The sequence below is a fragment of the Flavobacterium sp. W22_SRS_FP1 genome (assembly GCF_052113685.1).
Lineage (GTDB): Bacteria > Bacteroidota > Bacteroidia > Flavobacteriales > Flavobacteriaceae > Flavobacterium.
Window position 1 is genome coordinate 1 of record NZ_JBGQOE010000034.1, and the last position, 15629, is coordinate 15629.

At 35.3% G+C, this 15629-nt stretch carries 15 protein-coding genes; 3 read left to right on the forward strand and 12 right to left on the reverse strand.

The window, feature by feature from the left end:
* Together ACEN2H_RS14120 and ACEN2H_RS14125 are read left to right on the forward strand one after the other, a co-directional pair.
* On the forward strand, window positions 1-838 hold an 838-nt coding region (locus ACEN2H_RS14120; protein ID WP_441733440.1), incomplete at its 5' end, for an MBG domain-containing protein.
* Window positions 839-906: 68 nt separating this feature from the next.
* Window positions 907-1740: an outer membrane beta-barrel protein gene (locus tag ACEN2H_RS14125; protein WP_441733442.1), complete on the forward strand. Its 834-nt coding sequence runs from the start codon at window positions 907-909 to the stop codon at window positions 1738-1740.
* A 367-nt stretch (window positions 1741-2107) separates the two neighbouring features.
* On the opposite strand, the gene ACEN2H_RS14130 is transcribed toward ACEN2H_RS14125, so the two are convergent.
* The 5 genes from ACEN2H_RS14130 to ACEN2H_RS14150 form a co-directional block, all read right to left on the reverse strand.
* Entirely contained in the window at window positions 2108-2593 is a 486-nt protein-coding gene (locus tag ACEN2H_RS14130) for a Crp/Fnr family transcriptional regulator (RefSeq protein WP_441733444.1), read from the reverse strand.
* A 6-nt stretch (window positions 2594-2599) separates the two neighbouring features.
* Window positions 2600-2926 carry a DUF6370 family protein gene (locus tag ACEN2H_RS14135; protein ID WP_441733446.1) on the reverse strand — a complete coding sequence of 109 codons (327 nt, stop codon included), beginning with the start codon at window positions 2924-2926 and terminating at the stop codon, window positions 2600-2602.
* Window positions 2927-2928: 2 nt separating this feature from the next.
* Complete coding sequence (gene purT / locus ACEN2H_RS14140) at window positions 2929-4089, reverse strand: formate-dependent phosphoribosylglycinamide formyltransferase (protein WP_441733448.1); 1161 nt, start codon at window positions 4087-4089, stop codon at window positions 2929-2931.
* Window positions 4090-4371: 282 nt separating this feature from the next.
* Window positions 4372-5559 carry a pyridoxal phosphate-dependent aminotransferase gene (locus ACEN2H_RS14145; protein WP_441733450.1) on the reverse strand — a complete coding sequence of 396 codons (1188 nt, stop codon included), beginning with the start codon at window positions 5557-5559 and terminating at the stop codon, window positions 4372-4374.
* Window positions 5560-5682: 123 nt separating this feature from the next.
* Window positions 5683-6777 carry a fatty acid desaturase family protein gene (locus ACEN2H_RS14150; RefSeq protein WP_441733452.1) on the reverse strand — a complete coding sequence of 365 codons (1095 nt, stop codon included), beginning with the start codon at window positions 6775-6777 and terminating at the stop codon, window positions 5683-5685.
* A 108-nt stretch (window positions 6778-6885) separates the two neighbouring features.
* Here ACEN2H_RS14150 and rsmG point away from each other — a divergent pair, with 108 nt between their 5' ends.
* Window positions 6886-7515 (forward strand): 16S rRNA (guanine(527)-N(7))-methyltransferase RsmG, encoded by a 630-nt coding sequence (rsmG, locus tag ACEN2H_RS14155; RefSeq protein WP_441733454.1) that lies wholly within the window; start codon window positions 6886-6888, stop codon window positions 7513-7515.
* Between the two features lie 161 nt (window positions 7516-7676).
* Here rsmG and pruA read toward each other — a convergent pair whose 3' ends face one another.
* The 7 genes from pruA to ACEN2H_RS14190 form a co-directional block, all read right to left on the reverse strand.
* Complete coding sequence (pruA, locus tag ACEN2H_RS14160) at window positions 7677-9305, reverse strand: L-glutamate gamma-semialdehyde dehydrogenase (RefSeq protein WP_441733456.1); 1629 nt, start codon at window positions 9303-9305, stop codon at window positions 7677-7679.
* 163 nt (window positions 9306-9468) lie between these two features.
* Window positions 9469-9855 carry a Co2+/Mg2+ efflux protein ApaG gene (gene apaG / locus ACEN2H_RS14165; protein ID WP_441733458.1) on the reverse strand — a complete coding sequence of 129 codons (387 nt, stop codon included), beginning with the start codon at window positions 9853-9855 and terminating at the stop codon, window positions 9469-9471.
* 81 nt (window positions 9856-9936) lie between these two features.
* On the reverse strand, window positions 9937-11193 hold the full coding sequence (locus ACEN2H_RS14170) for a DUF5103 domain-containing protein (RefSeq protein ID WP_441733459.1): 1257 nt from the start codon (window positions 11191-11193) through the stop codon (window positions 9937-9939).
* Window positions 11194-11261: 68 nt separating this feature from the next.
* Window positions 11262-12032 (reverse strand): class I SAM-dependent methyltransferase, encoded by a 771-nt coding sequence (locus ACEN2H_RS14175; RefSeq protein WP_441733461.1) that lies wholly within the window; start codon window positions 12030-12032, stop codon window positions 11262-11264.
* The gene (gene map / locus ACEN2H_RS14180; protein WP_441733462.1) at window positions 12032-12850 is read right to left on the reverse strand and encodes a type I methionyl aminopeptidase; all 819 of its coding nucleotides are present in this window, start codon (window positions 12848-12850) and stop codon (window positions 12032-12034) included. Before map ends, ACEN2H_RS14175 begins: the two co-directional genes overlap by 1 nt.
* Window positions 12851-12892: 42 nt before the next feature.
* Window positions 12893-14281, reverse strand: a complete 1389-nt coding sequence (locus tag ACEN2H_RS14185; protein WP_441733464.1) for a TolC family protein — start codon at window positions 14279-14281, stop codon at window positions 12893-12895.
* Window positions 14281-15627: an HlyD family secretion protein gene (locus ACEN2H_RS14190; RefSeq protein WP_441733466.1), complete on the reverse strand. Its 1347-nt coding sequence runs from the start codon at window positions 15625-15627 to the stop codon at window positions 14281-14283. Before ACEN2H_RS14190 ends, ACEN2H_RS14185 begins: the two co-directional genes overlap by 1 nt.
* Window positions 15628-15629: the final 2 nt, after the last annotated feature.

The window sequence follows — 15629 nt, forward strand, 5'->3', positions numbered from 1 at the left end:
AGCCTCAGGAGAGGATGTAGGTACTTATGCTATAACGCAAGGCAATTTGAGTGCAGGCCTAAATTATTTAATTAGTTATGTGAGTGCAGATTTTAGTATTACTAAGGCAGATCAAGTAATTACTTGGAATCAAACATTGGGATTAGGTTGTGATGGAGAGACTTTGTCTGTTTTGACAGCTAATTCTAGTAGTGGTATAGCTGTAAGTTATACTTCTTCTAATAGTAACATTGTCACGATTTCAAATGGCTCATTAGTGTTTGAAAATTATGGTTCAGCAACTATTACTGCTGCGCAAGCAGGGAATAATAATTATAATGCTGCTCCAGTAGTGGTGTTAGCAGTTGTAAATAGCCAGCCTAATTTGATTAGAAAACAGTTTGAAGATATTCTATTCTTTAATAATAGTTCTAAAAGTTTTAAATCATATACTTGGTATAAAAATGGAGTTTTAGTTCCAGGTCAAACGAATCAGTATTTTAAAGAAAATGGAGCTTTAAATGGAACTTATTATGCTGTAGTAGCAAAACTTGATGGGACGTTAATCACTACTTGTCCATTAACTTTATTACCAACAGTGGATGACGAATATATCAAACTTGTTCCTAATCCAGTTAAACCAAATGCGAGTTATGAACTTATGACCAATGTATCTTCTTCAAGATTACTCAATGCTCGAATTGAAGTGTATAGTGTAGTTGGTTCATTAATTGAAGATATAACAACAAGTGAAAGTACAGTTACTCTAAAAGCTCCAACTGTTGAGGGGATTTATATTGTAAAAATGACACTATCCAATGGTAAATATTTTACCAAAAATATTTTAGTTAGAAATTAAATAATTAAGAGTATGAAGTCCTCATTTTTATAAATGAGGATGGATTATTCTGATGAAAAAAAACAAGTATGAAATTGAATATTAAAAATACAATTGGAATAACAACTTTTTTAATCTCACAAGCTATTGCTGCTCAATTTTATGTAGGAGTGCAATCAGGAATTGGGAATATTCAAAGTGATGTTAGAGGTACCTCTCCGGGTTATGGACTTGGAGGAGCAGTAAAAGCGAGTTATATTTATTCTTTAAGTAATCATATCGGTATTGGGACTGGGATAGAATTTGCTCAGTACAAACAAGATGTTTCTTTACGTAATTCATCAGCAACCTTAACAAATTATCAGATTGATCCTTCTACGTCTGCTTTTGAATATAGGATAACAACAAGCAATTATAAAGAAAGGCAAACCTTGCATGCTATTCAAATTCCACTTTTCGCAGAGTATAAGACGAATATTAATAAAGGAGTTGATTTTAATTTTAGAGCAGGAGCGAAGTATTTTTTGCCTGTAAAATATAAAATAAAAGCAACAGCTAGCAGTGTTAATGGTACAGCCTATTATCCAGATGTTAATTTAACTATTGATGATTTACCAGAGTATGGTTTTGGTAGTCAAAGCAATTATTCGGCATCAGGTGAATACCAAACGAAGGCCATTATGATGAGCATGTTTGAGTTGGGTTTTACATTTGATATGGGGTCAAAAAATGCATTGTATGCTGCAATGTTTCTTGAAAATGGTTATGGATCCATTCTAGACCAAGATAATGATGAGTCATACATAGGATATAACCCAACATCTACCTCAGAGAGAAAAGCTAATGGATTGTACAGTACGAATAAAAATGCAAAAATTAGACCAGTAGCGTTTGGTTTAGTACTAGGATGGAAACTTAGATAACTCAACGATTTATTAACTTAGCATGTTTTGGGGATAGTGTAATAAAAAAGCGAAATAAATATTACAAATCAAACGCTTGATACGATTTTAAACCTATTTCGCCGACAGTAGTACCAATGACCTTAAATTCATTTTAAGGTCATTTTTTTATTTCATGTCGAACCGATAACCATTACATAATCAAGTACTTGATTCGAATTTAAATCTGTATCGCCCACAGTAGTACCAAAAACCTCTAAAGAAATTTAGGGGTTTTTTATGGAATTTTTTCAACTAAATTTTCGAGAAATTCTAAGATTTGATTTGAAAATAAATCGATACCGTTCAAAGTATTACCAAAAACCTCTAAAGAAATTTAGAGGTTTTTTTATGGCATTTTTTCAATCAAATTTTCGAGAAATTCCAGTATTTGGTTTGAAAAAAAGTCTAAAGGGTTTAGGCGTTCTTGATTGGCCACCAAAGAATTTTCGATTAATATCCTGAAAAAGCGTTCCAATTTTGGGGTTTCAGTATATAATATTTCTTGATTCTCTTTTGAAAGCATAACTACTTCAGCATCTTCCAGAACTTCAATAAAAAGATTTCCGGGTTTTTGAGAAATTAAACTATACATATCTCCAATCCAATAACCTTCGCCAGCAAAACTCATAACATATTCGACAATATTATCATTGATATTGAAGCTTCTCAATATCCCAGAGTTCACAAAATAAGAATTCACACAAATTTCGCCAGTATTCAATAAAATGCTTTTGGCTTTAAACTTACGTACTTGGATTTTTGATAAAAAATTCTCCTCCTCTTCTGGAGAGAGTGTTATATGCTTTGCAATATTTTGAAGAATTAAAGACAATTTTTGTTATTTTTTCTTTTCCTCAGGAAGTAATTTAAATTCCGAAACTACGAAACGCTTGTCTTTTATTGCGCTAACCACTTCAGCTTTTCTGATCGCTGCACAAAAACCGTCTTGAGCGTGCGCGTCACCATGTGAGTCTATTGACGTTCCATCTACAAAATAGGCCTTTCCATCTATGCGAACAGCTAATTCGCAACCAAATCCTTCCATGTCAAACTGGCATTGGCCGCAAGCGGTTTCTACAATCTGCTTTTTTGATGTGTCTATTTTATCTTGGGCACTTATTGTGGTCACGACAAATAAAAATGTTGCTAATATTACTTTTTTCATGTTTAAATATTTAGTTTGACTAAGGTAGCTGTTTTTTTTGCTTTGTCAATAATTTCCTCAATCGGTGTTTCTAAATTGTCATTGACTAATACAACTCCCATTCTTCGGTAGGGTCTAGAGCTTGGTTTTCCAAAAATTCTAAAATCGGTTTTAGGTAAGGCGGCAATCTTCTCCAATCCAGTGAATGTTGGGTTTGTACTATTTTTAGTGGCTAAAATTACGGCACTTGCTCCCGCTTTTTCTAAGGTAATTTCGAAAATAGGCAAACTTAAAATTGCGCGTAAATGCAATTCGAATTCATTAAAATTTTGTGTTCCGGCCAAAGTTACCATTCCGGTATCATGCGGGCGAGGGGAAAGTTCCGAGAAATAAACACCATCATCAGCGAGGAAAAATTCAACGCCAAAAAGTCCGGCGCCACCAAGAGTTTCCGTTACTTTTTCGGCCATGTCTTGCGCTTCAAACAAGTCTTTATCTGAGATTCTGGCTGGTTGCCAGCTTTCTTGGTAATCACCGCGCTCTTGGCGATGTCCAATGGGTGCACAAAATAAGGTTGGGTTATTGTTTTGGGTAACTGTTAATAAGGTGATCTCCGAATTGAACTGCACAAAGGCTTCGACAATTACTTCCGCAACGTCACCGCGAGAACCTTCTACGGCATAATTCCATGCTTTATCAATATCGGAGGCTATTTTTATGGTGGATTGTCCTTTTCCTGAGGAAGACATGAGTGGCTTCACAACACATGGCATTCCAACTGCTTCGACTCCTTTCTGCAGTTCTTCGGCTGTGGTGGCATAGCGGTAATTGGCCGTTTTTAACCCCAATTCTTTGGAAGCCAAATCGCGAATGGCTTTACGATTCATGGTGAAATTAGCCGCTTTTGCTGACGGCACAACTGTGATACCTTGATTCTCATAATTGTAGAAACGTTCGGTACGAATGGCTTCAATTTCGGGAACGATAAAATCAGGTTGGTGTTTAGCTACAATGCGATCGAGTTCAGCACCGTCAAGCATATTGATCACTTCAAATCCATGAGCTACTTGCATGGCAGGTGCATTTTCATAGCTGTCAACTGCAATTACGGTTTGTCCGATGCGTTGCGCTGCGATTGCAAATTCTTTTCCTAATTCACCTGAACCCAGCAATAATATTTTCATGTTTTTTGTAGTCTTAATTGGAATGTAAAAATAAAGAAATGCTTTCTATTCAACACTAGTTTTGTTTATGTATGTCAGGATTATTTTCGGAAATAATTCTTCTCGGTTTTTACACTTCGCGTGAGGGATTGCAGTGGGAATCCTTTGTATTTTTTATAAATATAAAGATTGCAACGTAAAGCCCGACCCATTTGGGACACGCCCAAAAAAATACCTCAAGAAAATCTCCTGAGGTATTTTTGAAATGTATTTAAGTCAGATTTTGAATTTTAAGACTTTTGACTAAAGTGATAGTGCGTCTTTAATTCTTTTTAAAGCTTCTTTTAAAATCTCGTCGCTAGTTGCATAAGAGAAACGAATACAGTCCGGGTTTCCAAATGCGTCACCTGTCACCGTTGCTACATTAGCTTCGCCCAAAAGATACATTGATAAATCCATTGCGTTATTGATTTCGGTTCCTTTCAATGTTTTTCCGAAGAAATGAGAAACGTCTGGGAAGACGTAAAAAGCACCTTCAGGAACGTTGATTTTTATTCCAGGAATATCTTTCAATAAACCTACAACTAAATCTCTACGGCTATGGAAAGCATCAACCATGTGTTTTAAAACAGTAGGGTCAGCATCTACAGCGGTAATAGTGGCTCGTTGAGCAATACTGTTAGCTCCGGAAGTTACTTGACCTTGAATTTTTGTACAGGCTTTAGCTATAAACTCGGGTCCGCCAATATAACCAATTCTCCATCCTGTCATTGCGAAAGCTTTGGCAACTCCATTAACGGTTATAGTTCTTTCTAGCATTCCTGGTATCGATGCGATGCTACAAAAGTTACCTGAGAAATTAATATGCTCGTAGATTTCATCTGCAACAACGTAAACGTGTGGGTGTCTCTCTAATACCTCAGCCAATGCAGTTAGTTCTTCTCTGTTGTAAACAGATCCAGATGGGTTACAAGGGGTACTGAACCACATCATTTTAGTTTTTGGTGTGATAGCCGCTTCTAATTGTTCTGGTGTGATTTTGAAATCACTTTCGATAGAGGTAGGAACTTCTACTGGAATTCCACCAGACAATTTTACGATTTCGAAATAAGAAACCCAGTATGGTGCCGGTAAAATTACCTCGTCACCATCGTTAAGCATTACTTGTGCAATGTTGTATAAGGATTGTTTTGCTCCAGTTGAAACCACGATTTGTGATGGTTTGTATTCCAGATTATTGTCTCTCTTGAATTTGCGACATATTGCTTCTTTCAATTCTCCGTATCCTTCTACTGGAGAATAGGTACTGTAGTTCTCGTCAATCGCTTTTTTTGCAGCTTCCTTTATGAAGTCTGGGGTATTAAAGTCGGGTTCACCTAAACTTAAGCTGATGATGTCTTTTCCTTGTGCTTTTAATTCTCTAGCCAAAGCAGCCATTGCTAATGTTTGTGAAGTTGCTAGATTGTTAATTCTGTCTGAAAGTGGGTTCATTAATGTCTTGTTGAATTACCTTAATTTTCATCTGAGAATTAAGGCAGGTTAATTAATAGTTTTTAGTTTTATTTTGGTTGTAGAAGCGTTCTGCGGTGCATTTCTACAATTTTCTTCCTGTAATTATATTAGTTCTGGCTTCATCCCCAATTCTTTTAAGTGCTTGAAATGAGCTATTACAGCACTGCGCATTGTTTTGTATTCGTAATATGGAAGATTACATTCTTGCGCTGTTTCTTTTACAATTTTCGCGATTTTACCGTAATGAACATGGCTTATGTGGGGAAAAATATGATGTTCGATTTGGTGGTTTAACCCTCCGGTGTACCAGTTTACCAAAGCATTTTTTGGAGCGAAATTAGTGGTTGTGAACAATTGGTGAATTGCCCAAGTGTTATCCATTTGACCCAGTTCATCTGGGGAAGGATTGGTCGTTTCTTCAACAACATGTGCTAGTTGAAATACAACGCTCAAAATCAATCCCGCGGTGTAGTGCATAATAAAGAATCCAATTAGTACTTTCCACCAAGCGATACCAATCACTATTGGTAATACAATCCAGATGGAAACATAAATTACTTTTGTAATTATTAATGTAGTCCAAAGTATTTTCGGGTTTTTGGCTTCACCATAAGATAATTTTCTTTTCAAGTAACTTTTCATCTGCTTGAAATCAGTTGTTAGCGCCCAATTAAAAGTAAGTAATCCGTATAAAAAGACAGAGTAATATTGTTGGAAACGGTGGAAATTATGCCATTTAGCATTTTTTGTAAAGCGTATAATTCTACCTGCATCGAGGTCTTCGTCGTGACCTGGAATATTAGTGTAAGTATGGTGCAACACATTATGTTGTACTTGCCAGTTGTGAACATTTCCTGCTAGGACGTAAATGGTCCCTCCCATAAATTTGTTTACCCAGCTTTTATTGGAATAAGAGCCGTGATTTCCATCGTGCATTACATTCATTCCAACTCCGGCCATTCCTACGCCCATTACTATAGTTAATAAGAGGTGCGTCCAAAAAGGCATGTCAAGAGTTAAAATTAAGAAATAGGGAGCGAGAAAAACAGTTATAAGAATAATCGTTTTTAAGTATAGCTTCCAGTTTCCTGTTTTTTGAATGTTATTCTCTTTGAAGTAATTGTTTACCCGTGAGTTAAGTGTTCTAAAAAATTTCAGTTTATCTTGCTTTGCAAATGTAGGTGCGGTACTATTCATATATAATCTTTATAAGTTCCAAATATAATTATTATAAAATTCAACTATGCAAAATTGAGTTAAATTTTTCAGAGTTTAAAATAGTACTTTTGTTAAAAAAATAGAACGATGGACGAGATTCTTAAGCATTTCCCTTATTTAACCGATATTCAAAAAGAGCAGTTTGCCAAATTGGACGCTTTATACCACGATTGGAACGAGAAAATTAATGTCATTTCCAGAAAAGATATTGACGCCTTATACACCAAGCACGTTTTGCATTCTTTAGGGATTGCTAAGATCATAAAATTTGAACCCGGGACGTTTGTCTTGGACGTGGGTACTGGAGGAGGATTTCCTGGAATTCCACTGGCTATTCTTTTTCCTGAGACCCGTTTTTTCTTGATTGATATAATTGCAAAGAAAATTAAAGTGGTTCAAGCTGTTGCCGAAGCATTAGAACTAAAAAATGTTAAAGCGGAGCAATTGCGTGCCGAAAACGTAAAAGGAGATTTTGATTTCATTGTGAGTCGTGCAGTGACAAATATGCCTGATTTTGTTTCATGGGTAAAAACCAAAATCAAGAAAAACAATAAGCATGAATTGAAAAACGGAATCCTTTACCTAAAAGGGGGTGACTTGACTGAAGAATTGAAGGATTTTCCAAAGGCTAAAGAATACAATTTAGCCGACTTTTTTGAAGACGAATTCTTTGAAACCAAGAAAGTGGTGCATGTTCCGTTGAAGTTTACGAGTTAGTCAATTAGTCGAATGTCTTAAGGTCATCAAGACTTAACGTTGAAGGTATAGACTGAATATAGAAAATTAAAGCAAAAAGCCGAATCTAAGATTTTAGATTCGGCTTTTTTATACTCGTAAAGTTCTTTTAAGACTTTCGACTTTCGAACTTTATGACTTCTTTATTCTCCCAAAAATGGGTATCTGTAATCTTCTGGAGTAATAAAAGTTTCTTTAATTGTTCTTGGAGAAGCCCAACGCAATAAGTTCAAAGGAGAACCTGCTTTATCATTGGTTCCAGAAGCTCTCGCTCCACCAAAAGGTTGTTGACCTACAACAGCACCTGTTGGTTTGTCATTGATATAGAAGTTACCAGCAGCGTTTTGTAATTTTACTGTAGCTACTTCAATTGCATAACGATCTTGACTAAAAACAGCTCCTGTTAATGCATAATCAGATGTTGCATCTAGCAATTCTAAAGTTTCTTCCCACTTAGCATCTTCATAAACAAAAATGGTCATAACTGGTCCGAATAATTCAGTTGCCATTGTGGTATAGTGAGGGTTAGTTGTTACGATCACTGTAGGTTCGATAAAGTATCCAACAGATTTGTCGTAGTTTCCACCAACGATAATCTCAGCATCATCATCTTTTTTAGCTTGGTCAATAAAACCAGCTAGTTTGTCAAATGAACCTTCGTGAATAACGGCTGTAATAAAATTACTAAAATCTTCTGGAGAACCTATTTTCATTGATTTTACATCAGTGATGATTTTTTCTTTTATTGCTGGCCAAAGACTTTGTGGAACATAAGATCTAGAGGCAGCAGAACATTTTTGTCCTTGGAATTCGAAAGCTCCACGAACAATACCTGTTGCAACTTGTTTAGGGTTAGCGCTTGGGTGTGCAATAATAAAATCTTTTCCACCAGTTTCCCCTACAATTCTTGGATAGGTTTTGTAGTGGTGAATGTTAGTTCCAATTTTTGCCCAAATATCTTTAAAAACATTAGTCGAACCTGTAAAGTGGATTCCAGCAAAATCACGACTTGCTAAAACAGTATCGGTAATCATGGAAGGATCTCCAAAAACGACATTGATAACTCCATCAGGAACACCTGCTTCTTTAAATACTTCAATTATAATTTGTGCAGAGAAAATTTGGCTGTCACTCGGTTTCCAAATCACAACGTTACCCATCATAGCTGCACTCGCAGGAAGATTGGCAGCAATTGCTGTAAAATTAAAAGGAGTAATAGCATATACGAAACCTTCAAGAGGTCTGTACTCTAAACGATTCCACATATCCGAAGTAGATGTTGGTTGGTCGCCGTATATTTGAGTCATGAATTCTACGTTAAAACGTAAAAAGTCAATTAGCTCACATGATGCATCAATTTCTGCTTGATGAACATTTTTAGATTGCGCGATCATTGTTGCAGCATTTATTCTAGCTCTGTAAGGACCTGCAATTAACTCAGCTGCTTTAAGGAAAATGGCTGCACGTTGTTCCCAAGCCATGTTTGCCCAGGCAGTTCTAGATTCTAATGCATTTGCAATAGCTTTCTCAACATGTGATTTTTCAGCAAGATGGTAGGTTCCTACGATATGTTTGTGGTCGTGAGGAGCCGACATTGTTTTTGTATTTCCAGTTCTAATTTCTTCGCTACCGATATATAGTGGCACGTCAATTTTTGAATTCCACATTTTAGTATAAGCTGCTTGAACGGCTGCTTTTTCAGTTGAATTTGGTGCATACCCTTTTACCGGTTCGTTAACCGCTTTTGGTACATTAAAAAATCCTTTTAGCATGATATTGTGATTTGTTAATCTGTATAAACAGATAAGATTAGACAATTAAAAAATAAATTATTCTTAATGTTACGAATAATTTATTGTAACGCAAAAGTACAAAGGATAATTTAAAAATTTGATGAATTTAGAATAAGAAAACGTAATATCTTCAATGGTAAAATTAATTCAATGCAAATGGAGCACATAATTTGAAAGTGGGCACGAAAACTTTAAAAGTTTTTGTAGTTGTAAAATTGATCATATTAAAATAGCCTTTCATAGCGCCGTAAGGGGATGAAAGTAAGCAGCCTGAGCTATAAGTGTGAAGTTCCCCTGGTTTTAACACTGGTTTTTTTCCGATGATCCCGTCGCCATCAACAACCTCTATGTTGTTTAGGGAGTCAAAAATTTCCCAATGCCTAGAAATTAATTGAACAGAATCTTTACTATGGTTTTCTATTGTAATCTGATAACTAAAGGCAAAGTGTATCTTATGGTTCTTGAAGTAAGTACCTTCAAAACTTGTCAATACTGAGATTTTTATGCCTCTTGTTATTTGAGAAACCATAATGAAGTGTTAGAAATGTGGTTTATACTAGCAAAACTACAAATTTTTGATTTTGTTTTGTTGTTTTCATTGATATTTTTTTTAATTAATGATGTTTAAGGAGTTAGCTGTTCCTTTACCTATTACTCTGCAATAGCGGTCTGTATTTTCGCGGTAATAAACCAGAATGGAATAATCGTTTTCTGTTTGATAAAAATTCCCATCGATTGCATTTTCGCCGTCAATCACTCCTTTGCTGTCTGCAACGGTGTATTCAAAATTTGTAAACCCTTGTTTGATTAAAACCGCTTTTTCATAAATCCCTTTTTTAGGATTGTAGTCCATCATGAATTCAGGTTCTAGGCTATAGTTGTTAAACATTCCGGTTATATAGATTTCTTTTTTGATTCTAAAAGAGGGAGCTGAAAGGCTAAAATAGACCCAAGCATAATCGGCTTCTATCTCGCTGTTTTCTGCGTTTAAATTACGTACTACAAAGTTGCCATTAATGTCTTCAAAAACGGAATAGGGAAAATTAGCTCGGGCATTATTAGTGTACATATAAGCACTGTAAATTTCAGAAGTGCCATCAACTCGAGATATATTATTGTTTGCAGCTCTGATGTTTTTATTTTCAAAATATTGAAATTCATTCCCAGCCCAAAACTGAGTCTCGTCATTGTATTTGTAAATTAAATCATTACCAATCGTATATTGGGGTGCTATGTTTTTAATGGCAGAATTAAGCTTTCCATTCTGTATGAGTAGCAACTTTAGGTTTTTAATCGGGTTTTGAAAATTAATTATACTCGATTTTATGGTAAATTCCAAGTTGTGCTTCGTTTCTAAATTACTCACCGTTCGAGCTCGCTTTACTTGTATTGGGACGGTAACCAAATCTTCATACAGAATGAATTTTCTAGAAAAAACAAGTTCTTTGTGGTCATTTAAAATTTTAAGCATGTAATTTCCACTGATAAGCAATTGCTGCGTAAATTGATTTGGAATAGACAATGTATAATGCGAGTAAATCTGTAAGGTGTTGAAAGAGTTGTTGTAATTTTGAATTCTTTGGTTGTCAAAACCCTGCAAGTATTCGTTTTTTGGGATTTCCGAGTGATTCCAATTGTAATCACAATGGATGATTTCGTAATAATAATCTGCTTCGTTTCCAAATAAATCATCAAATTGCAGCTGGAACCCGTTGCCCAAAGCGAATATAGGAACTACATTTTGATTGTTTTGAATAAAGGAGACAGTCTTTATGCTAAATGGAGGTGGCACTTCATTTTCTACTTGCGCAGTAGCTGAAGTAAGGATTAGTATCAGTATTATTTTTCGAAAAAAGGAATTAAGCATAAGTATTAAATTGCTGAAATGTAAATATAACGAATTAAGCAATACCATTATTATGCCAATTATTGACGCTATTTAAAACAAACAGGTATAATTTCTCCTTTGGCCAAGCAGTATTTCGCCACTAATTCAGCTGCGATTTTATTGGTGTAATCTTCTTCAGTTACTTTAAAACCAATAGCTCGTAATTTGTCAAAATAATCGCGCCCATAAATACGGACGTGATCGTATTGTCCAAAAATTTTGGAACGTTCTTTTTGATCTGTTATGCTGTCATCTGCAAAAGTAGTTGCTCTTGATAGATCTTGTGGAATCTGTAAAATTGCCATTCCCCCTGGTTTTAGTACGCGGTATAATTCCTGCATCGCCTTAGTGTCATCTGGAATGTGTTCCAGAACGTGATTGCAAAGAATAATATCGTATTGGTTGTCCTCAAAAGGCAAGTTACAAATGTCTGCTTTAACGTCAGCCAATGGTGAAAGCAAATCGGTCGTCGTGTAATTCAGATTTTTCTGGTTTCTGAACAGTTTGTAAAAAGCTTGTTCAGGTGCAAAATGCAATACTTTCTTTTTTTCTTTTGAAGTAAAAAAATCAGTTTTTTCATTTAAGTACAACCATAATAAGCGGTGTCTTTCAAGTGAGAGTGTGCTGGGAGAAAGCACATTATTTCTTTGAGTTCCATATCCGTAAGGCAAAAAAGTTTTGAAGCTTTTCCCATCTATTGGGTCCGTAAAGACAGTCCCCTTTAATGCAAGAGCCAAAACAGGTCTAGCAATATAACTTAACCGAATAAGTAGTGGACGGGGTATTGTATTAAGTACGAGTTTGAAAAGCTTCTTCATTACAATACTAAAGGTGTTTTTCTGAACTCATCCTCTTCATTACTTACAATTCCTAATGCTTGGTATATGTATGCAAAGGTCGACAGTATTTCTGGTTTTCCATCAATAAGTGCAACATCGTGCTCAAAATGAGCACTTGGCTTTCCATCTGCAGTTAGAATTGTCCAGCCGTCTTTCAGTTGTTTGATGTTCTTTGTCCCCATGTTAATCATAGGTTCGATGGCAACTACCATTCCTTCGACGAAAAGCTTTCCGCGACCACGTTTTCCGTAGTTGGGCATTTCGGGATCTTCATGCATTTTTTGGCCAAGGCCATGTCCTACTAATTCGCGAACGACTCCGTAGCCATGTGCTTCAGTATATTTTTGGATTGCATTCCCAACATCTTCCACTCGGTTTCCGGCTTTAAATTCACGGATCCCAACATAAAGGGACTCTTTAGTTACCTGCAATAATTTTTTGACTTCTGGAGTAACTTCTCCTATTTCAAAAGAATAGGCATGATCGCCGTGGTAACCGTTTTTGTAAGCGCCACAGTCTACGGATATTACGTCGCCACTTTTAAGTGGGGTGTTGTTTGGAATTCCATGCACGACTTGCGCATTTGGACTCATACAAAGTGAATTTGGAAATCCATATAAGCCAAGAAAACTAGGTTCAGCACCATGGTCACGAATGAATTCCTGAGCTAACTTATCTAAGTATAAAGTGGTAACACCTTCCTTTATTTCGGAGGCAATCATTCCTAATGTTTTCGATACTATCAAGGCGCTTTCACGCATTAATTCTATTTCTTCACGGGATTTTACTATAATCATGTTTCTTATTTTCAGTTTGCAAAAGTACGATTTTAAAATTATTTAATCAGGATTGGCCATAATTTTAAAAAGTTCAGAATTTGAAATATAAAAACGATTTTCTAATGCTATCTTAGAAAGTTGCGATAGGACTAAATTATTCTCCCGAGTATTGATTAAAAATAAAGAGCTTTCACCAAAAGAGAACAACCTTTCCTCTGAATTTAGCATGATGATATTGTCTTGTACTAAATCTTTTATTAATTCTTTTTGTTTTAATAGCGATTCAATTTCCATCTTTTGCGCACTTACTTTATTAGTTAATTGCACCTTTTCTAAATCCAATATAAATTCTGATTCCTGTACTTTATACTTCGCGAGTTTCAAACTTCCTCGTTCTTTTCTAAGAAACAAAGGGAAATAAAAATCTAATCCAATCTTATAATCTTGAAATTGATAATTGTCAATATAACTAGGCTCTGAAATATAGGAGTACCCGAGATCAATTTTTGGTAAAAGCATGTTTGCCTTTAGTTTTCTTTCCACGTTGAGCATATCAATTTTGCTTTGCAACGCATTTATTTTTGGATGATTAGTTATGGAGAAATCAGAAGTTAATAAATCATTTGTTTGTAAACTTTCCTGTATTGTAAATTCTAATTGTATTTCAGGAAATAAATTCTCAGATAGTTCCAGCGGAATATTATCTTCTAACCAAAGAAAAGTAGCTAGTTCTAATTTGGCTTTAGCTAATTTCAAATTGGAATCTTCCAAATTTAGTTGTCGGTTTTTTACAATTATTCCTGCTTCTACACTATCAATTGATGGTTTGTCTCCTTGTTTGATTAATGACTGAATTCCTTTGAAACGAATTTGTGCATTGTTATTATATTCTTTGTATAATGCTACTTCGTTATAGTTTTTCTTCCAATTAAAATACGCTAGTGAAGCATCATGTAAAACAACAATAGCTTGCAGTTTTCTTTCTGCTTGACTCAGTTGTATTTGAACTTTGGCTTTTCGAACATCAGCCATCCTTTGATTGATAAACAAGCCTTTTCCCAGGGGAACCGTTACTCCTAAAGAGGTTAATCCTTGATTAGGGAGTGTGTTTTGGGGATTCAAATAAACACCTTCACTATTATCAAAGCCTGCTTTAATTTCAATTCCATACCAAGTAGGTATTTTGAAACTACTGTTTAAAATGGAGTAGTATTCCTTGTCTTTGAATTGCTTTGTACTAAAATCGACTTCGATTTTTGGGTCAAAACCACCACGGGCCATCATTAAATTTGCTTGTGATTTACTAATCTCTAAATTTGCATTTTTAACTAATGGATGGTATTTTTTTACATAGCCTAGAAATTCAGGATAAGTAAATTCTTTCGATACTTTTTCTTGCGCTCCGACAGAAAGCACAAAGAATAAAGATGCTAAAAAAAGCTGTTTCATTATTTTTTTTCTGTTGTTATTTTAGTGGTTGGTTTGTAATAATTTGGAGGAAAACCGTTGAGTGATCTCCAAAGTTCAAACCATACTGGCACAATGTCTAGTAAAGCGATAGTTTGCGCACCTGCACCAATACTTAATTGTACAGGCCATTTGTCCTCGTCCTTATCAGGAGCAATTAAAACACGATATTTTCCATTGGCACTTATGAAATTTTCAATAGCTATAATTTCGCCTCCAAAAGTTCCATACGACATGTTTGGCCATCCTGAAAAAACAATTGTAGGCCAGCCATCAAACCAAACTCGTACTTTTTCGCCTTTGGCTAATAAGGGTAGATCTATTGGGTTGACAAATGTTTCTACGGCAATATCGTAATTGGATGGCATGATTGTGGCTATAGGGGTACCTTCTTTTAAGGTTTCTCCTAGACCTGACTGGATGGCTCTGTTGATATATCCACTCTGTGGCGCTTTGATGTAATACATTCCGTTTCTTATGCTGTAATTAACGTATTGGTTTTCCAGTTTGCTAACTTGGGCATCTGTTTCGAATTGATTACTTAAGGCGGTGAATCTATCACTGTTTGCTTTGGAAACTTTCTCGCTGTACTCAGCATTTATTCTATTTATTTCTACTTTAGTATTAATTAACTCGTTTTTACTTGTCAAATATTTGTTTTTTTGTGTGATAATTTTTGCTTCTACTTCTTGTAGCTTTAATCTTTTTTCTTCAATATCAGTAAGTGGTTTTAAGCCTTCTTTATTAAGTAGCACAGATCGGTTGTATTGTGTACTTGCAATTTTTAGTTGGGTTTTTACAGCAACTACATCCATACTATCACTTTCTATTTTTAAAATAGACTGTTTGATTTTGTTTTGTGCTTGCTCAAGTTTTAATGCTTTCTCTGTTTCAATGGCTCGGATTTGACCTAAAAGTGTGCTTACTTTTGAATCATAGGATTGTAAAGATTGTTTCTTTGCATTTATTTGACTTTTTGTGTTCTGAACTAAATTGGGATCCATATAATCTTCCTTTATCTCTGAAATGAAAAGTATTGTATCGCCTTTGTTGACAAAGTCACCTTCCTGAACATACCATTTTTCAATTCTACCAGAGATTATGCTCTGAATAGATTGTGGTCTTTGACTTGGCTTTAAAGTTGTAACCGCACCTGAACCTGAAACATTTTGAGTCCAAGGCAGGAAAAGTGCTATTATACCAATTATTGATACGGCAGCTATAATTTTATTTAAAATTTTATAATGGGGTCTGTTTGTTAAATTTCGGACGGTTTCATACTGGTCCAGAGGTTGCAGTTTCGTTGTGTTGTTCGAGATGTTTAGCATGA

What these genes read in the sequence shown, in the direction of transcription:
- ACEN2H_RS14150 (WP_441733452.1), bottom strand. Translation starts at nt 6,777, where the DNA reads ATGAATAGTACCGCACCTACATTTGCAAAGCAAGATAAACTGAAATTT.
- ACEN2H_RS14135 (WP_441733446.1), bottom strand. Translation starts at nt 2,926, where the DNA reads ATGAAAAAAGTAATATTAGCAACATTTTTATTTGTCGTGACCACAATA.
- map (WP_441733462.1), bottom strand. Translation starts at nt 12,850, where the DNA reads ATGATTATAGTAAAATCCCGTGAAGAAATAGAATTAATGCGTGAAAGC.
- ACEN2H_RS14185 (WP_441733464.1), bottom strand. Translation starts at nt 14,281, where the DNA reads ATGAAACAGCTTTTTTTAGCATCTTTATTCTTTGTGCTTTCTGTCGGA.
- purT (WP_441733448.1), bottom strand. Translation starts at nt 4,089, where the DNA reads ATGAAAATATTATTGCTGGGTTCAGGTGAATTAGGAAAAGAATTTGCA.
- rsmG (WP_441733454.1), top strand. Translation starts at nt 6,886, where the DNA reads ATGGACGAGATTCTTAAGCATTTCCCTTATTTAACCGATATTCAAAAA.
- ACEN2H_RS14145 (WP_441733450.1), bottom strand. Translation starts at nt 5,559, where the DNA reads ATGAACCCACTTTCAGACAGAATTAACAATCTAGCAACTTCACAAACA.
- ACEN2H_RS14125 (WP_441733442.1), top strand. Translation starts at nt 907, where the DNA reads ATGAAATTGAATATTAAAAATACAATTGGAATAACAACTTTTTTAATC.
- pruA (WP_441733456.1), bottom strand. Translation starts at nt 9,305, where the DNA reads ATGCTAAAAGGATTTTTTAATGTACCAAAAGCGGTTAACGAACCGGTA.
- ACEN2H_RS14170 (WP_441733459.1), bottom strand. Translation starts at nt 11,193, where the DNA reads ATGCTTAATTCCTTTTTTCGAAAAATAATACTGATACTAATCCTTACT.
- ACEN2H_RS14190 (WP_441733466.1), bottom strand. Translation starts at nt 15,627, where the DNA reads ATGCTAAACATCTCGAACAACACAACGAAACTGCAACCTCTGGACCAG.
- apaG (WP_441733458.1), bottom strand. Translation starts at nt 9,855, where the DNA reads ATGGTTTCTCAAATAACAAGAGGCATAAAAATCTCAGTATTGACAAGT.
- ACEN2H_RS14175 (WP_441733461.1), bottom strand. Translation starts at nt 12,032, where the DNA reads ATGAAGAAGCTTTTCAAACTCGTACTTAATACAATACCCCGTCCACTA.